This window comes from Bradyrhizobium sp. IC3123 (assembly GCF_020193625.1).
GTDB classification, from domain to species: domain Bacteria; phylum Pseudomonadota; class Alphaproteobacteria; order Rhizobiales; family Xanthobacteraceae; genus Bradyrhizobium; species Bradyrhizobium yuanmingense.
Map to the genome: position 1 here is coordinate 199,549 of NZ_JADYVF010000009.1, position 21,794 is coordinate 221,342.

General features: G+C 65.1%; 20 protein-coding genes. 6 read left to right on the top strand and 14 right to left on the bottom strand.

Features of this window, described 5'->3' with window-relative positions; translation table 11 throughout:
- Positions 1-97: 97 nt before the first annotated feature.
- From I6F20_RS26615 to I6F20_RS26630, 4 genes are read left to right on the top strand one after another with little or no spacing between them, the layout of a single operon-like run.
- A complete protein-coding gene (locus I6F20_RS26615; RefSeq protein ID WP_035996651.1) occupies positions 98-517 on the top strand; it encodes an organic hydroperoxide resistance protein in 420 nt (139 codons plus the stop codon).
- A gap of 35 nt (positions 518-552) precedes the next feature.
- Positions 553-1,581 carry an alpha/beta fold hydrolase gene (locus tag I6F20_RS26620; protein ID WP_225128525.1) on the top strand — a complete coding sequence of 343 codons (1,029 nt, stop codon included), beginning with the start codon at positions 553-555 and terminating at the stop codon, positions 1,579-1,581.
- A 52-nt stretch (positions 1,582-1,633) separates the two neighbouring features.
- Positions 1,634-2,197 carry a cytochrome P460 family protein gene (locus I6F20_RS26625; protein WP_225128528.1) on the top strand — a complete coding sequence of 188 codons (564 nt, stop codon included), beginning with the start codon at positions 1,634-1,636 and terminating at the stop codon, positions 2,195-2,197.
- Between the two features lie 17 nt (positions 2,198-2,214).
- Positions 2,215-3,036 carry an SDR family NAD(P)-dependent oxidoreductase gene (locus I6F20_RS26630; RefSeq protein ID WP_035996659.1) on the top strand — a complete coding sequence of 274 codons (822 nt, stop codon included), beginning with the start codon at positions 2,215-2,217 and terminating at the stop codon, positions 3,034-3,036.
- A gap of 11 nt (positions 3,037-3,047) precedes the next feature.
- Here I6F20_RS26630 and I6F20_RS26635 read toward each other — a convergent pair whose 3' ends face one another.
- Complete coding sequence (locus I6F20_RS26635) at positions 3,048-6,557, bottom strand: PAS domain-containing hybrid sensor histidine kinase/response regulator (RefSeq protein ID WP_225113014.1); 3,510 nt, start codon at positions 6,555-6,557, stop codon at positions 3,048-3,050.
- A 182-nt stretch (positions 6,558-6,739) separates the two neighbouring features.
- The gene (hemA, locus tag I6F20_RS26640) at positions 6,740-7,969 is read right to left on the bottom strand and encodes a 5-aminolevulinate synthase (protein ID WP_035996665.1); all 1,230 of its coding nucleotides are present in this window, start codon (positions 7,967-7,969) and stop codon (positions 6,740-6,742) included.
- Positions 7,970-8,236: 267 nt separating this feature from the next.
- Here hemA and aroQ point away from each other — a divergent pair, with 267 nt between their 5' ends.
- Entirely contained in the window at positions 8,237-8,668 is a 432-nt protein-coding gene (gene aroQ / locus I6F20_RS26645) for a type II 3-dehydroquinate dehydratase (RefSeq protein ID WP_035996668.1), read from the top strand.
- Positions 8,669-8,837: 169 nt separating this feature from the next.
- On the opposite strand, the gene I6F20_RS26650 is transcribed toward aroQ, so the two are convergent.
- The 4 genes from I6F20_RS26650 to I6F20_RS26665 form a co-directional block, all read right to left on the bottom strand.
- Positions 8,838-9,899, bottom strand: a complete 1,062-nt coding sequence (locus tag I6F20_RS26650) for an MBL fold metallo-hydrolase (protein WP_225128530.1) — start codon at positions 9,897-9,899, stop codon at positions 8,838-8,840.
- Positions 9,900-10,036: 137 nt separating this feature from the next.
- The gene (locus tag I6F20_RS26655; RefSeq protein WP_225128532.1) at positions 10,037-12,193 is read right to left on the bottom strand and encodes a methyl-accepting chemotaxis protein; all 2,157 of its coding nucleotides are present in this window, start codon (positions 12,191-12,193) and stop codon (positions 10,037-10,039) included.
- 161 nt (positions 12,194-12,354) lie between these two features.
- Positions 12,355-13,080, bottom strand: a complete 726-nt coding sequence (locus I6F20_RS26660) for an outer membrane protein (protein ID WP_035996788.1) — start codon at positions 13,078-13,080, stop codon at positions 12,355-12,357.
- A 225-nt stretch (positions 13,081-13,305) separates the two neighbouring features.
- A complete protein-coding gene (locus tag I6F20_RS26665) occupies positions 13,306-13,626 on the bottom strand; it encodes a hypothetical protein (protein ID WP_035996689.1) in 321 nt (106 codons plus the stop codon).
- Positions 13,627-13,815: 189 nt separating this feature from the next.
- On the opposite strand from I6F20_RS26665, the gene I6F20_RS26670 reads away from it, so the two are divergent.
- Positions 13,816-14,100 (top strand): hypothetical protein, encoded by a 285-nt coding sequence (locus tag I6F20_RS26670; RefSeq protein WP_035996692.1) that lies wholly within the window; start codon positions 13,816-13,818, stop codon positions 14,098-14,100.
- A 32-nt stretch (positions 14,101-14,132) separates the two neighbouring features.
- On the opposite strand, the gene I6F20_RS26675 is transcribed toward I6F20_RS26670, so the two are convergent.
- The 8 genes from I6F20_RS26675 to I6F20_RS26710 all read right to left on the bottom strand — a co-directional run bounded on the left by I6F20_RS26675 (position 14,133) and on the right by I6F20_RS26710 (position 21,754).
- Complete coding sequence (locus I6F20_RS26675; protein WP_035996694.1) at positions 14,133-15,074, bottom strand: AEC family transporter; 942 nt, start codon at positions 15,072-15,074, stop codon at positions 14,133-14,135.
- A 105-nt stretch (positions 15,075-15,179) separates the two neighbouring features.
- On the bottom strand, positions 15,180-15,389 hold the full coding sequence (locus I6F20_RS26680) for a hypothetical protein (protein WP_035996696.1): 210 nt from the start codon (positions 15,387-15,389) through the stop codon (positions 15,180-15,182).
- Positions 15,386-15,562 (bottom strand): hypothetical protein, encoded by a 177-nt coding sequence (locus I6F20_RS26685; protein ID WP_192893053.1) that lies wholly within the window; start codon positions 15,560-15,562, stop codon positions 15,386-15,388. The genes I6F20_RS26680 and I6F20_RS26685 overlap by 4 nt, the downstream gene beginning before the upstream one ends.
- A gap of 369 nt (positions 15,563-15,931) precedes the next feature.
- Positions 15,932-17,551: an ABC transporter ATP-binding protein gene (locus I6F20_RS26690; protein WP_192893054.1), complete on the bottom strand. Its 1,620-nt coding sequence runs from the start codon at positions 17,549-17,551 to the stop codon at positions 15,932-15,934.
- Between the two features lie 2 nt (positions 17,552-17,553).
- Positions 17,554-18,393, bottom strand: a complete 840-nt coding sequence (locus I6F20_RS26695; RefSeq protein WP_035996700.1) for an ABC transporter permease — start codon at positions 18,391-18,393, stop codon at positions 17,554-17,556.
- Positions 18,390-19,361 carry an ABC transporter permease gene (locus I6F20_RS26700; RefSeq protein WP_035996702.1) on the bottom strand — a complete coding sequence of 324 codons (972 nt, stop codon included), beginning with the start codon at positions 19,359-19,361 and terminating at the stop codon, positions 18,390-18,392. Before I6F20_RS26700 ends, I6F20_RS26695 begins: the two co-directional genes overlap by 4 nt.
- A 229-nt stretch (positions 19,362-19,590) precedes the next feature.
- Positions 19,591-21,141: an ABC transporter substrate-binding protein gene (locus I6F20_RS26705; RefSeq protein WP_035996790.1), complete on the bottom strand. Its 1,551-nt coding sequence runs from the start codon at positions 21,139-21,141 to the stop codon at positions 19,591-19,593.
- A 301-nt stretch (positions 21,142-21,442) separates the two neighbouring features.
- Positions 21,443-21,754 (bottom strand): hypothetical protein, encoded by a 312-nt coding sequence (locus I6F20_RS26710; protein WP_035996705.1) that lies wholly within the window; start codon positions 21,752-21,754, stop codon positions 21,443-21,445.
- Between the last annotated feature and the right edge of the window lie 40 nt (positions 21,755-21,794).

The following is a 21,794-nucleotide window of genomic DNA, read 5'->3' on the forward strand; positions in this document are numbered from 1 at the left end:
ACAGCTTCTGCGCCGGCCTCACAACTTCTCACAAGTCCAAACGGGTCTCCGGGGCGCGTCGCCGCTAGTCAGTTTGCGCGACGGCAAGGAGCTCTTCATGACGCAAACGGCAAAACTGCTCTACACGGCCCGGACCCACACCAGCGGCGGCCGGCACGACGGCATATCGCGCAGTTCCGACGGTCGCCTCGACGTCAAGCTGTCGCCGCCGGGCGGGGCCGGCATCGGCACAAATCCCGAGCAATTGTTTGCGGCCGGCTGGTCGGCCTGCTTCGAAGGCGCCATGGAACTCGCCGCGCGCAAGCAGAAGGTGACCCTTCCCAGGAAAAGCGCGATCGACGCGGAGATCGATCTCGTGCTCGACGAGGGCGCCTACGCGCTGAGGGCGCGCCTCAATGTCAGCCTGCCGGGACTCGACCCCGAGATCGCACGCGGCATCATCGATGAAGCGCATCAAACCTGCCCCTACTCCAAGGCCGTCCGCGGCAACATCGACGTCACGGTCGCGCTGATCTGACGCACCATCATCAACCACGACGAGGTAACACCATCATGAAGCAGCTCATCGATCAGCACCGCCGCCAGTTTCTCGGCATCGCCACCGGAGCCGCCGCCGCGGGCATCGGCGTGATCGCGTTCGCTCGTGCCGAGACGGAACCGCAGCGATCCCAAGCATCGAATGCGTCCTTCGGCGCGATCAAGCAGATCGATGCCGGCGTTCTCAACGTCGGCTATGCCGAGGCGGGTCCCTCGAACGGTCCGGTAGCGATCCTGCTGCATGGCTGGCCCTACGACATTCACGCCTTCATTGACGTCGCGCCCCTCCTGGCAAAGGCCGGCTATCGCGTGATCATCCCATACTTGCGTGGCTACGGCACGACGCACTTCCTCTCCAGCGAAACGCCGCGCAACGGCGAGCCTGTGGCCATGGCCGCGGACATCATCGCGCTGATGGACAAGCTCGAGATCAAGAAAGCCGTCGTCGCCGGCTTCGACTGGGGTGCACGCACCGCCGACATCATCGCCGCGCTGTGGCCGGACCGTTGTCGCGCGTTGGTAGCGGTCAGCGGCTATCTGATCTCGAGCCAGGCTGCCGGCAACGCGCCGTTGCCGCCGCAGGCGGAGCTGCAATGGTGGTACCAGTTCTACTTCGCGACCGAACGCGGCCGGGCCGGATACGAGAAGTACACGCACGATTTCGCCAAGCTGATCTGGAAGCTGGCCTCGCCGCAGTGGAAGTTCGACGACGCCACCTTCAACAGGAGCGCGGCGGCGCTCGACAACAGGGATCACGTCGCGATCACGATCCACAATTACCGCTGGCGGCTCGGGCTTGCCCAGGGCGAGGCGAAATACGAGCCTCTCGAAAAGAAGCTGGCCGCGGCTCCGCAGATCGAGGTGCCGACGATCACGATGGAGGGCGACGCCAACGGAGCGCCGCATCCCGAGCCGAGCGCCTATGCCAAGAAGTTCTCAGGCCGATACGAGTTTCGCCTGATCACAGGCGGCGTCGGCCACAATCTGCCGCAGGAAGCGCCACAAGCCTTCGCCAAGGCCGTCATCGACGCCGACGGCGCCTAGGCATTCGTCGGCACCTCCGTCCAGCCTCATTGATCGAGCCCGATGAAACATCATGACGATAGCCGAACCCGAAAAGAAGAAATCTCTCTACACCACGATGATCGTGCTGACCGTGGTCGTCCTCGTCGTGCTCCTGACCTGCATGCCCTACCTCGTCACGATCGCCTTCGCGGAAGGGCCAGCGGAACAGAGCGCGGCGGACGCCTCGCCGATCTTCGGCGTCACAATTCCAGCCGGCTATAAGCGGTGGGAGCTGATCGCGCCGGCCGAAGAGGCCGCGCCGCTCGACGAGCTGCGCGCTGTTGTCGGCAACCAGATCGCCATCGATGCCTATCAGGCCGGAAAACTGCCGTTCCCGGACGGCACCATTCTGGTCAAGCGCGCCTGGAAGCGGAAACAGTCACCCGAGTTTGCGTCCGCGACGATTCCCGGCGCCACCACCACGGTCCAGGTGATGGTGAAGGATTCCAGGAAATACGCGGCTACCGGCGGCTGGGGCTTTGGCCGCTTCATCAACGGCAAGCCGGTGGACGAGGCGCAGCACCGCACCTGCTTCGCCTGCCACGAAGCCCGCGCCAAGAGCCGCGACTATGTCTTCACGCGGCTTGCGCCTTGAGACATACGGTGACTGGCTTGAAGACTTGGTTCATCAGCGGCAGCTCTCGCGGGCTTGGCCGTGCCATCACGGAAGCGGCACTCGCCGCGGGCGACCAGGTGGTTGCCACTGCGCGGACGCTCCAACCGCTTGAACCGTTGCGGGAACGTTTCGCTGAAAGACTGTGCCTTGCAACGCTCGACGTCACGGATGAAGCTGCCGCGCCGGCAGCCATCGCGCTTGCTGCGGAGACGTTCGGCGGACTCGACGTGGTCGTCAACAATGCCGGCTACGGCGACCTCGGATCGGTCGAGGATACTGGCCTGGACTCGTTCCGGCGGCAGATCGAGGCCAATTTGATAGGCACCATTATCGTCACCAAGGCGGCGATTCCGGTGCTGCGCCGGCAGCGCCGTGGCCACATCGTGCAAGTCTCGTCCGTAGGCGGCCGGATCGGCGCCCCAGCCCGCGCCGCCTATTCGGCCGCGAAATGGGGTATCGAGGGCTTTTCGGAATCGCTGGCGCGCGAGATGGCGCTGATCGGCGTGAACGTCACGATCGTCGAGCCCGGCGGCTTTCGCACCGGCTTTGCGCGAGCCGCACATGGGACCGGCGAAGGACGCCCGGAATACGATGCGCTCGTCGGCGCTGCCGTCAGGATGCAGCGCGATTACGACGGCCGGCAGCCCGGCGATCCAGCCAAAGCCGCGGCCGTGGTTCTGAAGCTTGCCGATATGGAGCGCCCGCCTCTGCGCATTGCGCTCGGAAGCGATGCCGTCGACGCCATCGCTGCGATCGATAAGCTCCGCCTCGAAGAGCTGGAGAGGTGGCGAGCGCTCAGCGTATCGACTGACTATTGACCCCGGGGGCCTCACTCCGCCGCCACCATTTGTTGCGTGCGCCACTGGCCCAGCAGGGCACGTAGCGAAGCCGGCTTCACCGGCTTGTTGAGCACCGCGATCTTCTCGTCACGCGCGGCGACCTGCACGGCGGGACTGCGATCGGCGGTGATCAGGATCGCAGGGATGCCATCGCCGAAACGGCGGCGGATCTCGCGGATGGCGGCGATGCCGTTGCCGCGATCGAGGTGATAATCGACCAGAAGGCCGGTGACGCGGCGGCCGGCGGTTTCGATCGCAGCGATCGCGCCTTCGGGATCGGCGACCGCGATCACCTCGGCGTCCCAAGCCTTGAGCAGCGTGCGCATGCCGTCGAGGATCGCCGCATCGTTCTCGATGCAGACGATCAGCGCGCCCGAGATCGGTGTGCGCGCCAGCGGCGTCGCGCTGGTCACGGCCGCGGTGTGGGTGACCGCCTTCGCCGTCGGCACCGTCACCGAGAACACCGAGCCGCCGCTTCGATTGCCGTCGATGGCGATGCCGTGCTTGAGCACGCGGGCCAGGCGTTCCACGATCGAGAGGCCGAGGCCCAGACCGCGCGCGATCCGCGCCCCCTGCTCCAGGCGATGGAATTCCTTGAAGATCTCGCCTCGCTTGACCGCGGGGATACCGACGCCGGTGTCGTAGACGCAGATCTTGAGCGAGGCGCCGCGGCGGCGGCAGCCGACCAGCACGCGGCCGCGCGGGGTATACTTGATCGCGTTCGAGATCAGGTTCTGGAGCAGGCGCCGCAGCAGGAGCCGGTCCGACTCGACCGGCAACGAGCAGGGCACGAAGGCGAGCTCCAGGCCCTTGGCGCGCGCGATCGGCGCGAACTCGATTTCCAGCGACCGCATCAGATCGGCCATCTTGAAGCTCGAGATCGAGGTCGCCATCGCGCCAGCGTCGAGCCTGGAAATGTCGAGCAGCGCGCCGAGGATTTCCTCGATCGCCTGCAAGGATTCGTCGATGTTCTCGACCAGCCGCGTCTCCTCGCCATTGTGCTGGCGCTCGACGAGGCTGGTGACGTAGAGCCGCGCCGCGTTCAGCGGCTGCAGGATGTCGTGGCTGGCGGCGGCGAGGAAACGCGTCTTGGAGATGCTGGCGTCCTCCGCCGCGCTCTTGGCGATGGCCAGCTCGGAGTTCAGCCGCGTCAGCTCCTCGGTGCGGTCGCGCACGCGCTTTTCCAGCGTCGCATTGGCGCGCTCCAGCGCTTCGGCGGCTTCGAAGCTCGGCGTGACGTCGGTGAAGGTGATGACGAAGCCGCCGCCGGGCATGCGGTTGGTGAGCACTTCGATCACCATGTGGCGTTCCGGCAGCCGCTCGAGATAAGGCTCGCTGTCGGTGGTGTAGGCCGCAAGGCGCCGTTCCAGCAGGGCCTCGCGCTCGAGCGGATCGTTCGGATCGCCGAGGCCGATGAACTCCAGGATCTCGCGCAAGGGCGTGCCGAACTGGATCAGATGCAGTGGCACATTGAGGAGGTCCCCGAACTGCCGGTTGGAGCAGATCAGTTGCAGATCGGCGTCGAACACGGCGATGCCCTGACGCACATGGTTGAGCGCGGTCTGCAGGATCTCGCGGTTGAAATGCAGCGCGGCGTGCGAATCGTCGAGCAGCTTCAGCGCGGCCTTGGCGGAGACCGTCCGCTTGCGCAGCAGCAGCGACATCACGAGGCGGGAGGAGGCCGCGCCGATCGAGGAGGCAATCAGATGCTCGGCGTGTTGCAGCAGCTCGAAATCGGCGGGCGCACCGGGCTCCAGCCGCACGTTGCGCCGCGCCGAGAAGGCCTCGAAGGAGTGTCGTGCGCGGTCGGGCCCGAGATACTGCGCCACCGTGGTCTGGATGTCCTGCACGGTGACGGTGCTGCGCCAGCGGCGGAAGCTCGGGGAGATCGGTGCGAGCGTATTGGGCACGAACAGATCGGCTTGCAGCAGCTCGATGGAGGATGGCCGGCGTGCCAGCGACAGCAGCACATAGGTCAGGATGTTGAGGGACAGCGACCAGATCACGCCGTGCATCAGGGGCGGCAGGTCGGCGCCGAACAGTGCCTGCGGCCGCAGCGCCTCGATGCCGAACGGGCCGTGCTGCAGCAGCAGGATGCCTGACGTCGAGGAATCCATGAAGCTCGGCATGAACAGCGTGTAGAGCCACACCGCAAACCCGACCAGCATGCCGCCGATCGCCCCGCGCGCGGTCGCGCGCCGCCAGAGCAGGCCGCCGAAGAAGCTCGGGGCGAGCTGGGCGATGGCGGCAAAGGAGAGCAGGCCGATCGCCGCGAGCTGGGTGCTGCCGAGCGCGCGATAGTAGAAATAGGCCATCACCATGATGGCGAAGATCGCGAGCCGGCGCGAGCGCAGCAGGAAGTTGCTGAAATCGGCCCCGCCGGCGCGCCCCTCCGGCCGACGTTTCAGCACCAGCGGCACCACGAGGTCGTTCGAGACCATGATGGAGAGCGCGACGCATTCGACGATCACCATGGCGGTCGCCGCCGACAGCCCGCCGACGAAGACGGCGACGCTGAGCAGGTTCGCGCCGCTCTCGATCGGCAGGGCCAACACGTACATATCAGGGTCGGCCGTGCCGAACGGGAAGGTCACGAGGCCGGCGAGCGCGATCGGGATCACGAACAGGTTGATGGCGACGAGGTAGAGCGGAAACAGCCAGCGCGCGCGGCCGACCTCGGCATCCGAGGAATTCTCCACCACGCTGACGTGAAACTGGCGCGGCAGCAGCATGATCGCGCACAGCGACAGCAATGTCATGGTCAGGAAGTTGCCGATCGACGGCGAATAATTGATGGCGCGCACCGCTTCCGGCGTCCTCATCGCGCGCTCGATCAATTCATGCGGCGAGAACATCCAGAAGGTGACGAAGATGCCGGCGGCGAGGAAGGCGACCAGCTTGATGATGGATTCGGTCGCGATCGCCAGCATCAGGCCGTGCTGGTGCTCGGTCGCGTCGGTCTGTCGCGTGCCGAACAGCACAGCGAAGGCCGCCATCGTCAGCGTCACCATCAGCGCCATGTCGCCGAGGATCGGGATGTGCGAGAAGGCCTGGTCTTCGCTCAGGATTGTGCCCAGCGAAGAAGCCACCGCCTTGAGCTGGAGCGCGATATAGGGCACCGAGCCGATGATCGCGATTGCGGCGACGGTCGCCGCCACCGCTTGGCTCTTGCCGTAGCGGGCCCCGATGAAGTCGGCGATCGAGGTGATGTTGTGGGCTTTCGCCAGCTGGATCACGCGTCGGAGCACCCCGGCCCCCAACCCGATCATCAGGATCGGGCCGACATAGATCGCGAGGAAATCGGTCGAGGTGCGGGTCGCGAAGCCGACCGACCCGAAGAAGGTCCAGGACGTGCAGTAGATCGCCAGCGACAGCGGATAGATCAGCCCGGAGGCGCGGCCGCGACCGGCCGGCGAGCGGCGGTCGCCGTGGCTCGCCACCAGGAACAGGAAGCCGATATAGCCGAAGGCGGCGGCGATCACGCCCCAATCGTGCAGCATGGGTCGGGGGCTCTCTCCCTGGGCGCCGGCGGCGCCCGAGCTCATTTTCCTTGCAAACCTAGCGCGTTGAGCGAGTGCAGGCGACAGCGAAATGCCGTGCGGCGGTACGAACTGCCGGCGTCGTTAAGCGGTGGGGCGAGCTGTCCGCCCGCTCTTACCCTCCAGGGGAGGGTAAAAGAGGCCTATTCCGCGGCCAGCGACTTCGCGCGCAGCGGCAGGCCGAGGCGGTCCCACACTTGCAGCAGCGCTTCGGCGAGCTGATCGATAAGGCCGTCGTCGTGATACGGCGAGGGCGTGATGCGCAGGCGCTCGGTGCCCTTGGCGACGGTCGGATAGTTGATCGGCTGGATGTAGATCCCGTGCTGTTCGAGCAGCAGGTCGGAAGCCTGCTTGCACTTCTCGGGATCGCCGACGAACAGCGGTACGATGTGTGTGTCGCTCGACATCACCGGCAGGCCGGCGGCATTGAGGATCGCCTTGACCCGGGCGGCACGGTCCTGGTGGCGCTCGCGCTCCCAGCTCGACGTCTTCAGGTGCCTGATCGCGGCGGTCGCGGCCGAGCAGACCGCCGGCGGCAGCGCGGTGGTGAAGATGAAGCCCGGCGCATAGGAGCGCACGGCGTCGATGATCTGGCCGTTGGCGGCGATGTAGCCGCCGAGACAGCCGAACGCTTTGGCCAGCGTGCCCTCGAGAATGTCGATGCGATGCATCACGCCGTCGCGCTCGGCGATGCCGCCGCCGCGCGGGCCGTACATGCCGACGGCGTGGACTTCGTCGACATAGGTCATCGCGCCATATTTCTCGGCGAGATCGCAGATCCTGGCGAGCGGCGCGACATCGCCGTCCATGGAATAGAGACTCTCGCAGACGATCAGCTTCGGCCGATCGGGACCGGCCGCTTTCAACAGCTCTTCGAGATGCGCAACGTCGTTGTGGCGGAACACGATCCGCTCGCAGCCGGACTGGCGGATGCCCTCGATCATCGAATTGTGGTTGAGCTCGTCCGACAGGATCAGGCAGTTCGGAATGAGCTTTGCGATGGTCGGGATGCCGGTCTGGTTCGAGACATAGCCCGAGGTGAACAGCAGCGCGGCTTCCTTGCCGTGGAGATCGGCGAGCTCGGCTTCGAGCTGCACCAGCGGATGATGCGTGCCGGCGATGTTGCGGGTGCCGCCGGCGCCGGTGCCGACGCGCGTGGCAGTCTCGACCATGGCGCCGACCACCTTCGGATGCTGGCCCATGCCGAGATAGTCGTTGGAGCACCAGATCACGACGTCGCGCTTGCCCTTGGGCGAGTGCCAGACCGCATGCGGGAACCGGCCGGCCGTGCGTTCGAGGTCGGCGAACACGCGATAACGCCGCTCGGTGTGGAGACGATCGAGGGCGGAATCGAAGAATTGGGCGTAATCCATCGGCAAACCTGCAACGGAACCTGACCAAGGGGACGGGTCTACTTAGAGCTTTTCCAGCTCCAATGTCTATGCGCTATCCCACATTTGGATCTGTGGGGCATTTGGGCAAAATGCCCTATCCGGCGCGTCTCAGTTTGATCCCGATCAATCCTGCGCGACATATAATGCTGCTCTGCACCATCTGCCGGGGCGACCCAGCCTATGGTCTTCCGTCGCGGCCCGGCGCGCGCTTTCCTTGCTCAACCAAGCTCTCGAAAGGACCCTTCCATGAAGCGCGTGATGATCCTCAACGGTCCCAACCTCAACATGCTCGGCATCCGCGAGCCGCACATCTACGGCACGACGACGCTGGCGGAGGTCAACGCGAGCTGCGAGGACGCAGCCGCCAGGCTCGGCCTCAAGCTCGCCTTCCACCAGTCCAACCACGAGGGCGTGCTGGTTGATCTGATCCAGTCGGCGCGGCAGGACGCCGAGGCCATCGTCATCAATCCGGCCGGCCTCTCCTTCACCTCGGTCTCGATCATGGACGCGATCAAGACGTTCGAGGGCCCGGTGCTGGAGGTGCACATCTCCAACATCCACGCCCGTGACGAATATCACCGGCATTCCAAGATCTCGTTCGTGGCGACCGGCGTGATCTGCGGGCTCGGGCCGTTCGGCTACATCGCGGCGCTGCACGCGATCGCGAATATGAAGTGAGGCGCCAGCCGCGCCGGAGGTCTGCTCCCTCGCCCCGTTCTTACGGGGAGAGGGTTGGGGTGAGGGGCTGTTTCGGCAATGATGGTGAGAGTTGGACTCGCGGAGACTCCCCTCACCCGCCACGCTTCGCGTGTCGGCCTCTCCCCGCAGGCGGGGAGAGGCGAAGAACTCACGTCGTCCGAAACTGCAGCACGCCGTCCTGCATCTCGGGCGTGAGGCGGCCCTCGACGATCATGTAGTTGACGTGGGCGACGAGCTCGCCGGCGGCAAAGCCCATCTGGTGCTCGTCCAGCACGTGCTTGTTGAACACCACGGGCACCAGGGCGCGCGAGGTTTGCGGCACCTCACGGCAGGCTTCCGCGATCAATCGGCAGCGCTCTTCGTGGTGGTCGGCGAGCTGCTTGATGCGGGTCTTCAATCCGTAGAATGGCACGCCATGGCCGGGCAGCACCAGCACGTCATAGGGCAGCGTCGTGGTCAGGCTGGCGAGCGAGGCCAGATATTCGCCGAGCGAGTTCTGGTCGGGCTCGACCGCCCAGACGCTGACATTCGGCGAGATCTTGCTCAGCACCTGGTCGGCGGAGAGGAACAGCTTGTCGTCGGCGCAATACAGCATCACCTGGTCGAGGGCGTGGCCGCCGCCGGTGATGACCTTGAAGCGGCGCGTGCCGATCACGACGTCGTCGCCATGCGAGATGCGGCGGTAGGACGGCGGCAGCACCGAGACGCGCTTCAGATAGTCCTGGCCGCGGCCGAGCAGCTTTTCGGTGAGCGACTCGTCCATGCCATGGCGGCGGAAGAACAGCCGCTGCGCCTCGCGCCGCTCCTCGGTGCCGCGGTTCTGGTGATAGACCGATTGCAGATATTCGACCTGCGACATCACCAGCGGGCAGCCGAACCGCTCGACGATCCAACCGGCGAGACCGACATGATCCGGGTGGGAGTGGGTGACGATCAGGCGCGTGATGTTGACGCCTTTCAGCGGTCCGTCGAACAGCTTCGTCCAGGCCTGGATCGTCTCCTCGTTGCCGAAGCCGGCATCGATCATCGCATAGCCGTCGCCATCGGCGAGCAGGTAGATGTTCACGTGGTTGAGGCGGAACGGCAGCTTCAGCCGCGCCCACAACACGCCGGGCCGCACCTCGACCACCTGTTCGGGGCCGGGATGCTGTTCCCAGGGGTAGCGCAGGGCCTCGGCCGAGGACTGCGGGGTGTCGGTTTTCGAGCTCATGCTATCGGCTTAAACCCAGCGCGCGCGGGGCGCCAGCCGAAAAAGGATGCTGGGCGGCGACAGCATGGCGGTCATACCGAGGCAGTTTTCCGTAGCCCGGATTGCGCTACGCTCCATCCAGGCTACAGGACAGGGCCTTACGCCGCCCGCATATCGTTGAGGAAGGCGTCGATCTCCCCGCGCAGCATATCGGCCTCGCGGCGCAGCGCGTCCGAAGCGCCCAGCACCTCGGTGGCCGCAGCGCCGGCTTCGGCGGACGCGGTGGAGACGCCGACGATGTTGCTGGAGACCTCGCTGGTGCCGCCGGCGGCATGCTGGATGTTGCGGGCGATTTCGCGCGTCGCGGCGCCCTGTTCCTCGACCGCCGCTGCGATCGTGGTGGTGACGTCGTTGATCTCGCCGATGATCCGGCCGATGCCCTGGATGGCGCCGACCGCGGAGGTCGTGACTGACTGCATGCTGGCGATCTGGGTGCGGATCTCGTCGGTCGCCTTGGCGGTCTGGCTCGCCAGGCTCTTCACCTCGGAGGCAACCACCGCGAAGCCGCGGCCGGCCTCGCCGGCGCGCGCCGCCTCGATGGTGGCGTTGAGCGCGAGCAGATTGGTCTGCGAGGCAATGGTCTGGATCAGGTCGACGACGACGCTGATGCGGCTCGCGCTGTCGGCAAGGCTCTGCACCGTGGCGTCGGTCGCTCCCGCTTCGTCGACCGCCTTTTTGGCGATCTCGGCGGAGGTCACGACCTGGCGGCTGATCTCCTGGATCGAGGAGGACAGCTGCTCGGTGCCGGCCGAGACGGTCTGCACGTTGACCGACGTCTCTTCCGCCGCGGAGGCGACCGCGTTGACCAGCGCGTTGGACTGGTCGGCGGTGTTCGACATGCTCTGCGCGGTCGATTGCATCGAATTGGCCGATTGGGCCAGATTATCGAGCGCGGAGCGCACCGTGCTTTCGAACTGGGCGATCTTCGCCTCCATGCGCGCGGCGCGCTCGGCCTTGGCGATACGGTCCTTGTCCTGCTCGCTCGTCAGCGCGCGGGTCTCGATCATGCTCTCCCGGAACACCTGCAGCGTGTTCGCCATCACCGAGATTTCGTCGTTGTGATTCTTCGAGCGGTAGATCTCGGTTTCGAGATCCCCGTTCGCGAGCAGCTGCATCGACTGCTGCAAGGCGCCGATCCGGCGCAGGATGTTACGGCCGACATAGAGCCAGACGAACAGCGCCGAGCCGACCAGCATCAGCGCGCCCAAGCCCAGCATGACCGACGTCGCGAGCGAAATCTCCTGCCGCGCCTGGAGGGTCGAGGCGTTGGTCTCTTTCTGCACGCCGTCGACGAGCTGCTGCACGCTGATGCCGAGCCCGACATTGAGCTTGCGGGTCTCGTCCAGGATGGTCTGGCCGTAGTCGATGGAGTCGAGCTCTTTCTCGCGCAGATTGAACACGCCGGTCTTGCCGGTGCCGAGCGCGAGCAGCTTTTCCGCGGTGTCGCGCAGCATCTTGTTGCCCTGATTGTCCGGCAACAGATCGAGGTTCGACCGCAGGCGCCCCTGCGCCGTCTTGAATTCCTTCTGGATGTCATCGAGCTTGTCGCTGGTGTTCGCCGACAGCGCCGCGCTCATGTTGGCGGCGGCGAGATTACCGCTGGCGACGACGTTGCCGAGCTGACCGACGGTCTGCGCGGCGTCGGTCGCGTCTGCGGCTGACAAGTCGGCTGAACCGAGAATGGCATTGACGCGGGTCTGCGCGTCCAGCATCGCCGGACTCGCTGCGCCGACGAAGGCGCCCTGCGCGGCGCGAAGCGCGTCATATTGCTTGTCGTGCAGCGCCGCGATGTCGAGCCGTTCGCGGGCGGCTTTCGTCAGGCTCTGAGCCGCCTCGTTGATGCTCTTCATCGTCTCGCTGAGCCCGGAGACGACGCTCTTGTCGCCGCCGAGCTCGATGATCTCGTTGAGCTTCTGCTGCGTCTGCTCCTGTAATTCCCTGAGTTTCTTGGTGCGCTCGTTCAGAGCGTCCTCGCTCTGCGCCGCAAGCAGGGCCGGTCCCTGCGCCGCGAGGCTCGCACTCAGCGCCGACAATTGCAGGCTGGCGGAAAGGCGCGGAATGTCCCGTCCGCTCAGTTCAGTCATGCGTCCGCCGAGATTCTGCAGCGCAAGGCCGGCGCCGGCCGCGATCACGAGGCCCATGCCCGCGATGACCGCAAACGCCGCGAACAGGCTGCCGCGCACGCCCCATTTGGGCATTTTGAAACGCGGACGGAAACTGCCAAGGAAGCGGCCAAGGCCCAAACGGATCGGCATCGAAAATTCCCCCAATGTTCTTCTATTTGTGGCTGCAGTATCGGCAGCACCGGTTAAGGAATCGCAATGAGCCCAATCGGTTGACGTTGTTCCGCAGAGCGAAAAAAGAGGGGCCGGCAACGAGGCCGGCCCCTTCATCTTGATAAGGTCCTGGTAACCGATCAGTAGCGCGCCATGGCCGGGCTCGCCCAGTTGAAGCGGTAGTTGACGCCCGCCTTGAAGGTATGGTCGTCGGTGGTGAAGGCGCCGGTGCCGGCGAGCGGACCGGCGGTGAAGCTGGCGTCGCCGAAATTGTAGTACTGGTACTCGGCCTTGGCCGACCAGTTCGGGGCGAACATGTATTCGAGGCCGGCGCCGACGGTGTAGCCGTTGCGGTGATCGCCGGTGATGACGAAGGCGGCCGGCACGCCGCCGACGGTGACCCTCTCGTTGTTGTCCGAATAGGCGTAGCCGCCCTTCACATAGACCAGGCCGGGACCCCAGGTGTAGCCGACGCGGCCCGTGATCGAGCCGAGGCCGCGCTGGTCGTTGGTGTAGGCGATGCCGCCCGGGAACACGGCGCCGACGCTGCCGGAGAGCCAGGAATACTGGCCTTCGACGCCGACCACGAAGTTCGGGTGGAACTGCCAGTCCGCACCGACCTGCACGCCGCCGAGGAAGCGGCCGTTGCCGTTGTTGCCGGTGGAGAGGCCATTGAAATTGTTGTCGCTGGAGAACGCGCCGCCGACATGGGCGCCGAGATAGAAGCCCGTCCAATTGTAGATCGGCGCGGCGTAGGCCGGCGCGGGCGTCTTGTAATAATTGCGGTTGCCGAGATCGGCACCGACGGCCGGCGCAGCCGCGCCCAACACGAGCAGCGCCACGGTCGCAAACAGAATCTTCTTCATCGTCTTGAACTCCAACACGTAAGGTCCCCGGCAGGCGCGTTTGCTGCGCCGCATTGGTTTTGCAGATAGCTCGCTTTTGACGAAAATGCTGTCACATCCGTGGCACAGCGACGGCCAACGTAACTTGTTGGGCCGCAAATGATTTTCGTGCTTAATGGCAACTTAAGAAGTGGTGAAGGAAGGCTTAACCTGGGCGCCTCTCGGGTAACTTGCGCGGGCATCCTGTTAACCAAGACGCCGCCGTGCCTCATCGCGCATCTGCGCGCGAAAGGCGGCGCGCTTTGCCGGCCTGTCTTCCTCACGCACGTCGTGTCGATCGAAGATGTCGAACTTCTCCAGGATCGGATAGCGCTCGCTCGCCATCGCGAGCACGCGCAGTATCCTGGTCCCCTCCGGCGTCGGGCCGCTGACCTCCCAGCGCCGGATGGTGTCGGCGCCGCCTCTTTCCGGCAGTCCGCAAAGCTTGGCCATGTCGGCCGCGCTGAGCTTGCGCTCGAGGGCATCGGAGAGGTCGTTGCGAAGCTGCTTCAGTTCGGCGCCGGTCATGCTTGCGTCCAGGGAAGTCACTGAAAGCAATGCACTAGCGCTGATTCGGGTCCATCCGAAGACGGTGTGAGTCCGCCGCGCTCCGGCACCTTCGTCCGCACACGGAGTTATGAAGGGAGAACCCATGGAAATTTGCCGATGCATGAACACTTGGCATATCGGGGCGCGCAACGGGTGAAGGGATCAGCCATGAAAACCATCAGACTCGCCATTTCCGCGCTGATCACGACGGGACTGCTTGCCGCACCATTCGCAGCTGAGGCGAAAAAGGTCCGGTCCAGCCGGCAATACAGCACTGGTGTGGTGGCTCCGACCTATGGCGGAGCCGGAGCGCCGGCCGCGCAACCGAGGGCGGCCTACGGATCGTCGGGACAGACGGTTGGCACTGTCACCGCGCCGTCGATCGGATCATACAATTGGCCCTCGGTCGGCGTGACCAACTCGGCTCCCACCTGGAGCAACACCACGAGATAGAGGGCTCCGGCAAGGTGGAGGCCACTGGCGGATCAACGCATGCCGCTCGCCGATCCCGAGAGCAGATAAAGCGCGATGAGCAATGTCGCGACCGACAGCATCGTCGTGATCGAGACCGTGGCCGCAACCAGCTTCTCCTCGACCTTGTGTTCATGTGCGAGGACGTAGACGGTTTTCGCCGTCGGCACGGCCGCGCAGATGACCGCCGCAACCGTGTAGAGAGGGGTGAGGCCGATCACGACGCAAAGCCCGTAGACGATGAGCGGCATGACCACCAGTTTCACCGCGGCGAGCGCAAACGACGCTTTCAGGTTGGACCGCAAGCCCTCGATGGACAGGCCGAGCCCGATGGCGAACAGCGCGCACGGCGTGAGCGCGGCAGCGATCATGTTGAGATAGGCCGCGACCGGTGCCGCAATCGGCAGTCCCGTCACCGCCCAGGTGAGGCCGATGAACGTCGACAGCACCATGGGATTGAGCAGGATCTGCTTTGCCAGTCCCATAGAGCGCACGGAGGCCCCGCGTGCATCGCGCTTTTCCAGCAGGATCACCGTGATCGGAAACATCACCGCGGCCACGAACACCGTTGCGACGGCCGCGGGCAGGACGGCGGGTTGGCCGTAGATCGCATGCAGGATCGGCAGCGCAACGAACCCGGTGTTGGTCATCGCCGCCGCCATCCCGTGAATGGTGCTGCTGGCGAGGTCGTGTTTGCCGCCTGCGCGGACCGGCACGAACACGAGCGCGAAGCAGATCAGCGAGCCGCCGCCGAAGGCGAGCAGAAAACGCCATTCCAGGAGATTGCGCGCCGGCTCCTGGGCGATCGTGACAATCAACAGCGCCGGCATCGCCACGTTGTAGGCGAAATGCACCAGGGCATCGGCCAGCGCCCGCGAGAGATAGCCGAGCTCGCCGGCGAGCCAGCCGGTGACGATGATCGCGAATACGGGAAGAACGAGGCTGGCGACCTCCATCCGGCTTCCCCCTCATTTTCGAACAGGGAGGGTAGACCGGCAATGGACTGGCGTCACTCCGTGATTTGTGGGTCGCCTTGATTTGTCGGAGGAGAATCCGCCTCGCTAGATTCCCCGGCGCCCCTGGTCTCCGATCACGCAGCGCCAGGCCGCCAGGCGCTCGGCCGGATGCTGGTTCATCCATTCGGCAAGCTGCGGCGCGCCCATCAGGCAGGCCTGCACCGAGATTTGCGCAAAGTCCGACGTGGTGACGATCTGCTCGTGACAATTGGAGGGAGAGGCGAGGCTACAAAGCACGGCGATGATCTTGATCACGATACGTTACCTCCGTCGCGGCCGATGAACGGGCGACGGATCGCCGGCTTTCCCTGGCCCTCGTCCGTCGGATCGACCGGCGGGAAGATGCTGTCGTAGATCGCCCGCGCTTCCTGGATGAGGCGCGTTCGCTCGCGCTCGGACTTCGAGACAAATCGAATAACTTCGCCCATGTTGGCTCCGAATAACAGTGTGAGTCCGTCATGAGATGACGTCGATCATTCAAACGTCATCTATGGTCATGCCGTTAAGCTTTGAAGCGGCCGGTCCAGTCACGACCGGATAAAAAGCGCGTGACCAGGCTGCGCAGTTCCCAGCATCCCGGTGCGTCTTGCTTGCTGGGTTGTTGAGCTGCCCATCACATCACGTTCGTTGTACGACGCCAGCCGCGACGAGCGACTATGGCGTCAAGTCACCCCTTGCCGACATGAGCAAGGATGATCTCACGAAAGCAAATGCCGCTGAATCGAATATGTTTCGCCTCGCTCGGCGTGCAAGTTTTTGGAACCATCACGGAAATCAATGAACGAGGACGAGCCGCCTCAGGCCGCCGGCGCGTGCTCCTTCCGTCCGGGCACGGCTGCGAGCAATTCGCGCGTATAGGCGTGCTCGGGCGCGGCGAAGAGTTGCGCCGTCGGCTTCAGCTCGACGATGGCGCCGCGCTGCATCACCGCGATACGGTCGCAGATCTGGGCCGCGACGCGCAGATCGTGGGTGATGAACAGCATCGACAGGCCAAGGCGCGCCTTGAGATCTTCGAGCAGCTTCAACACCTGCGCCTGCACCGAGACGTCGAGCGCGGAGACGGCCTCGTCCGCGACGATGATCTCCGGCTCGAGCGCAAGCGCGCGGGCGATGCCGATGCGCTGGCGCTGGCCGCCCGAGAATTCATGCGGATAGCGCTCGAGCGCGCCGGCGTCCAGGCCCACCATCTTGAGGAGATCGCGGGCGCGGTCGAACGCCACCTTCGGATCGGTCCCGGCTGCGATCGGCCCGTCGGCGATGATGTGGCCGATTTTGCGGCGCGGATTGAGCGAGGCGAACGGATCCTGGAAGATCATCTGGATGCGATGGCGCTCGCCGCGCAGCGCCTTGCCGGAAAGCGAGGTCAGGTCGGTCTCGCCGATCCGCACCGTGCCGCGGTCGGCTTCGATCAGTCGCATCACCAGGCGCGCTACCGACGACTTGCCCGAGCCGGATTCACCGACGAGGCCGAGCGTCTCGCCCTTGAGGATGTTGAAGTTGACCGCGCGCGCCGCATCGACGCGGCGGGCCTGGCGGAACCAGCCGCCCGACGTGACGTAGGTCTTGTCCAGCCCGATCACCTCGACGGCCTTGGCCCGATCGTCCAATGGCTCTCGCGGCGGCGGATCCATCGAGGGCACGGCGGCAAGCAATGCCTTGGTGTAGTCGTGCTGCGGCTCGTTGAAGATGGCCGCGGCCGGACCTTCCTCCACGACCTTGCCGTGGCGGAGCACCACGACCTGGTCGGCGATGTCGGCGACCACGCCGAAATCATGGGTGATGAACATCACCGCCATGTTGCGGCTCCGCTGGAGGTTGCGGATCAGCTTCAGGATCTGGGCCTGCGTGGTGACGTCGAGCGCGGTGGTCGGCTCGTCCGCGACCAGCACCGCGGGCTCGAGCGCGAGCGCCATCGCGATCATGGCGCGCTGGCGTTGGCCGCCGGAGAGCTGGTGCGGATAGGCGCGCACGATACGCTCAGGGTCGGGCAGGCCGACTTCGCTTGCCAGCGCCAGCGCCTTGGCCCGCCGCTCCTTCGGCGTGAGCAGGCCGTGCGCCTCGAACATCTCCGCCATCTGGTCGCCGATCCGCATCAACGGATTGAGCGCGGTCATCGGCTCCTGGAAGATCATCGCCAGCCGACGGCCGCGCAGATCGCGCCAGCCGTCGTCAGCGAGCTTGAGCAGGTCCCGGCCCTCGAACTGGATTTCACCGGAGGTGACCGAGACCGTATCCGGCAAAAGGCCCATCAGCGCATGCGCGCACATCGACTTGCCGGAGCCGGACTCGCCGACGACGCAGACGATCTTGCCGGGCTGCAGATCGAGCGAGACACCGTCGACCGCGAAGGGGCGCTCGGCGCCCTTGGGCAGCGCGATCCGCAAGTTCCTGATGGAGACGGCGGGCGAGGCGGTCATCGTCAGCGGCCCTCCCGCGACAGGCGCGGATTGAGCGCATCGTTGAGGCCTTCGCCGATCAGGTTCAGCCCGAGCACCGAGATCAGGATGGCGATGCCGGGAAACACGGTGATCCACCAGGCCTGCCGGATCACGGTGCGGCCGGCGCCGACCATGTAGCCCCAGGAGATCAGATTGGGATCGCCGAGGCCGAGGAAGGACAGCGAGGATTCAAGCAGGATCGCGGTGGCCACCATCAACGAGGCCAGCACGATCACGGGCGACAACGCGTTGGGCAGGATCTCGCGCAGGATGATCCAGCTGTTGCTCTGGCCGGTGACGACGGCGGCCTGGACATATTCGCGGGTGCGCAGCGACAGCACCTCGCCGCGCACGAGGCGAGCGACCGGCGGCCAGCTCACCACCGCGATCGAGGCGACGATCGAATAGATCGAGGGCTGCAGGATGGCGACCAGCACGATCGCGAGCGCGAAGCTCGGAATGGTCTGGAAGAACTCGGTGAAGCGCATCAGGGCGTCGTCGACCTTGCCGCCGAAATAACCGGCCATGGCGCCGATCGGCACGCCCACGATCAGCGCCGCCAGCGTGGAGACGAGACCGACCAGCAGCGAGACGCGGGCGCCGAAGATCATGCCGGCGAAGATGTCGCGGCCGAGCGCGTCGGTGCCGAGCGGCACGGCCCCGAGCGTGAACGGCGGCAGGAACGGCCGCTGCACCATGCGCCAGGGCGAGTTCGGGAACAGCATCGGTCCGAACACCGCGACAGAGATTGCAACCAGGAGGATGACGAGCCCGATGACGCCGCTCGGGCTCTTCAGCATCGATTTCCAGAACTGTTTCATGCGGCGTATTCGATCCGCGGATCGACCAGGCGATAGACGAGGTCGGTGATGAGGTTGAAGGTGAGGACCATGGCGGAGCAGATCACGAACACGCCGAGCAGCAGATTGTAATCCCGCTGCAGCAGCGCGTCGTACATCAGCCGCCCGATGCCGGGCCAGGCGAACACGGTCTCGGTGATGACGGCGCCGCCGATCAGCGTGCCGGAATGCACGCCGGCGAGCGTCACCACCGGCAGCAGCGCGTTGCGCAGCACGTGGCGGCGCTGGATCACGGCGTCGGAGAGCCCCTTGGCGCGCGCCGTCTTGACGAAGTCGAGGCGTTTCACCTCCAGCATCGAGGCGCGCGTCATGCGGGTGTAGGTCGCCATGAAGAACAGTCCCAGCGTCATCGCCGGCATGATCAGGTGCTTTGCGACGTCGAACGCGTGGGCAAGGCCGGTGAGGTTGGCGCCGACCGTCTCGTAACCGAAGCTCGGCAGCCAATCCATCGTGACCGAGAACAGGAGGATGCCCATCAGCGCCACCCAGAAGATCGGCATGGCGTAGAAGATCAGAGCGAACACGGTGATGGCGGTGTCGAGGAAGGTTCCGGCAAAGCGCGCGGCGAAGGTGCCGAACAGGATGCCGAGCGTGAGCGAGATCGCGAAGGCGGTCAGCGTCAACAACAGCGTCGCCGGCAGCCGCTCGCCGATCAGTTTTGCGACCGGAGCCTGCTGGCGGAAGGAAAAGCCGAGGTCGAGGCTGACGACGCCCTTGACGTAGATGAAGAGCTGCTCGGGCAGCGGCTTGTCGAGCCCGAACTTCTCCCGAAGCTGCTTGACGAAGACCTGATCGCTGGCGCCGGCCTCGCCCGCCATCACGATCGCGGGATCGCCGGGCGCCAGGCGGATCAGGAAGAAATTGAGAACGACGATCGCGAGCAGGACGATCACGCCCTTCAGGACACGCTGAGCAACGAAGGAGAGCATCTAGTGAGTCATATTGGTGATGTGACTTGGCGCCACGGAGACGGAGTGACTCCCTCGCCCCGCTCTTGTCCGCCGAAGCCTCGGCGAAGGCGGATGCGGGGAGAGGGTTGGGGTGAGGGGGACTCCCCGCGAGCGTATCAGCAGTTGGTCTCGTGGAGACTCCCCCTCACCCGAATGTGCGCTATGCGCACATTCGACCTCTCCCCGCAGGGGAGAGAGGTAAGAGGCTTCACTTGTCGAGCCATGCGTCCTTGAATCCGTCATTGACCCCGATCCCCGTGGTGATCAGGTTCTTGACCTTGCAGCGCATGATGGTCGGAAATTGCAGCTCGAGCATCCAGGCAACCGGCACGTCCTCGACCAGGATCTTCTGCGCCTTCTCGTAGATCTCCTTGCGCTTGGAATCCGGCGTTGCAACCGCGCCCTCGGCGAACAGCTTGTCGATATCCGGGTTGGAGTAACCCTCGACGTTGTTGAACATCTGGCCCTTGGCGATGTTGCTGGAGATGTAGTTGCGTCCCACTCCGAGCGCGGGGTCGCCGTACTGGTAGAGATAGGTAAAGGCGATGTCGTAATCCCACTCGGCGATCTTCTGGTTGCCGCCGGCGACGTCGGTGGCGATCGTCTCGATGGTCATGCCGACATCCTGGAGGTTCTGCTTGACGGCTTCGCCCCAGCGCTGCCAGGTCTCGCCATAGGCGAGCGGCAGCAGGCGGATCTTTTCGCCCTTGTAGCCGGCTTCCTTCAGCAGTGCCTTGGCCTTGGCCGGATCGTAGGGGTATTTCTTCACGTCATCGGTATAGAACTTGATGGTCGAGGCCGACGGGCCGGTGGCGACCTTGCCGAGCCCGTTCCAGATCACGTCCTTGGCGAAGTCGCGGTCGACCGCATACATGATCGCCTGCCGCACCCGCTTGTCGGCGAGCGGACCCTGGCGGTTGTTCAGCCACAGCCAGGCCAGCGGCGAGAAGAATTCCCAGCCGGCGCCGGTGACGCAGGTGTCCTTCAGCTTGGACAGCCGCGGCACGTCGAAATTCTCGACCGAGCCGCCGGGCAGCACGTCGACCTTGCCGGTCTCGTAAGCCACCGAGCGCGCGGCGGCGTCCGGGATGATCTGCCAGTAGATCTCGTCGAGATGGGGCTTGCCCTTTTCGTGGTAGTTCGGATTCTTGACCAGGCGGATGAACGAGCCCTTCTGCCATTCCTTGAACATGAATGGGCCGGTGCCGATGGGTGCGTTGTTGTAGGGGTTGGTCTTCCAGTCGGTGCCTGCATAGAGATGCTTCGGCACCATCGGCATCGAGCCGACCTCGAAGATGCCGAGGAACGGGCCGAACGGCTGCTTCAGCGTGAAGACCACCGTATGATCGTCCGGCGTCTCGACCTTGTCGACCTGCGCCAAATTGGTGCGGGCGCGCGCATGGGTCTGCTTCAGCATCTCGATCGAGAACAGCACGTCGGCGGCGGTGAAGGGCTTGCCGTCGTGCCAGGTCACGCCCTTCTTCAGCTTGAAGATGTAGGTCTTGGCGTCCTCGCTGACGCTCCAGCTCTCGGCGAGCTCCGGCAGGGGATCGAGCTTGGGGCTGTAGCGCAAGAGGCCTTCGAAGATGTTGCCCGAGACCATCTGGGTGGGGCCGTTCTGGACCTGTGCAAGCATCAGGCCGGGCGGCTCGGGCTGAATCACGGCATTGATCACACCCCCCGTCTTCGGCTCTTGCGCCAGCGCAGGGGCCGCAAGGCCGCAAGCCAGGAGGAGACCAAGCAACACTCGTTTTGGCATGTCGTAATCTTTCTCAAGCGAGACCAGCCGGAAACGCTTCGCACGCGCCCTCGCGCGCAAAGCGACGGTCGGTCCATCCCAGTCCCCATCCGCCATCGAGGCTCACACAGTCCCGTTCAGCGCGGCAAGATGAAAGTCGCGACAGTGCTCGCACAAAAAATGTACAGCTCGTCCTGTTTCTCCGCCTCTGCGACGGCACGGTAGATCGGCCAGCTCCGAGGGATCAGGCGGCCTTCAGAAGTGATGAGAGCATGCCGGGGCAGTGCACAAGTCCGCGCCTGCGACCAAAAGCATCAGCCCGTCATTTTGCGCCGAGCGCCCGCCGCAATTCGTCGAGCGCCTCTGCAAGCTGCTCGCGGTGCGCGATGTCGTCCTTGGGAAGCGCGGCGACGCTGCCGGCGAGCTCCCGCAGGATGCCGGCCAGCAGGCCGAAGTTGACGTGCAGATGCACCGATTTGCGTTCATCGGCCGCACCAGGATGTTGCAGCACCAGCGCAATGCCGCTGCCGTCGAGCTTCGCCTCGAAGCGGGACGAATGCTCGAAGGTGCCGACATAGAATTTGTCGGGATATTCGAGTGCGACCTCTGCCTTGTCGGGAACCGGCTTGGACATGCGAACCTCATCTATGCCCGCGCATTCTGGCCGGGAATGA

Bases quoted from the DNA above. Each gene is read 5' to 3' on its own strand.
- I6F20_RS26615 (WP_035996651.1), top strand. From the start codon at position 98: ATGACGCAAACGGCAAAACTGCTCTACACGGCCCGGACCCACACCAGC.
- I6F20_RS26620 (WP_225128525.1), top strand. From the start codon at position 553: ATGAAGCAGCTCATCGATCAGCACCGCCGCCAGTTTCTCGGCATCGCC.
- I6F20_RS26625 (WP_225128528.1), top strand. From the start codon at position 1,634: ATGACGATAGCCGAACCCGAAAAGAAGAAATCTCTCTACACCACGATG.
- I6F20_RS26635 (WP_225113014.1), bottom strand. From the start codon at position 6,557: ATGCTGCACGATTGGGGCGTGATCGCCGCCGCCTTCGGCTATATCGGC.
- hemA (WP_035996665.1), bottom strand. From the start codon at position 7,969: ATGGATTACGCCCAATTCTTCGATTCCGCCCTCGATCGTCTCCACACC.
- aroQ (WP_035996668.1), top strand. From the start codon at position 8,237: ATGAAGCGCGTGATGATCCTCAACGGTCCCAACCTCAACATGCTCGGC.
- I6F20_RS26650 (WP_225128530.1), bottom strand. From the start codon at position 9,899: ATGAGCTCGAAAACCGACACCCCGCAGTCCTCGGCCGAGGCCCTGCGC.
- I6F20_RS26655 (WP_225128532.1), bottom strand. From the start codon at position 12,193: ATGCCGATCCGTTTGGGCCTTGGCCGCTTCCTTGGCAGTTTCCGTCCG.
- I6F20_RS26660 (WP_035996788.1), bottom strand. From the start codon at position 13,080: ATGAAGAAGATTCTGTTTGCGACCGTGGCGCTGCTCGTGTTGGGCGCG.
- I6F20_RS26665 (WP_035996689.1), bottom strand. From the start codon at position 13,626: ATGACCGGCGCCGAACTGAAGCAGCTTCGCAACGACCTCTCCGATGCC.
- I6F20_RS26670 (WP_035996692.1), top strand. From the start codon at position 13,816: ATGAAAACCATCAGACTCGCCATTTCCGCGCTGATCACGACGGGACTG.
- I6F20_RS26675 (WP_035996694.1), bottom strand. From the start codon at position 15,074: ATGGAGGTCGCCAGCCTCGTTCTTCCCGTATTCGCGATCATCGTCACC.
- I6F20_RS26685 (WP_192893053.1), bottom strand. From the start codon at position 15,562: ATGGGCGAAGTTATTCGATTTGTCTCGAAGTCCGAGCGCGAGCGAACG.
- I6F20_RS26690 (WP_192893054.1), bottom strand. From the start codon at position 17,551: ATGACCGCCTCGCCCGCCGTCTCCATCAGGAACTTGCGGATCGCGCTG.
- I6F20_RS26695 (WP_035996700.1), bottom strand. From the start codon at position 18,393: ATGAAACAGTTCTGGAAATCGATGCTGAAGAGCCCGAGCGGCGTCATC.
- I6F20_RS26700 (WP_035996702.1), bottom strand. From the start codon at position 19,361: ATGCTCTCCTTCGTTGCTCAGCGTGTCCTGAAGGGCGTGATCGTCCTG.
- I6F20_RS26705 (WP_035996790.1), bottom strand. From the start codon at position 21,141: ATGCCAAAACGAGTGTTGCTTGGTCTCCTCCTGGCTTGCGGCCTTGCG.
- I6F20_RS26710 (WP_035996705.1), bottom strand. From the start codon at position 21,754: ATGTCCAAGCCGGTTCCCGACAAGGCAGAGGTCGCACTCGAATATCCC.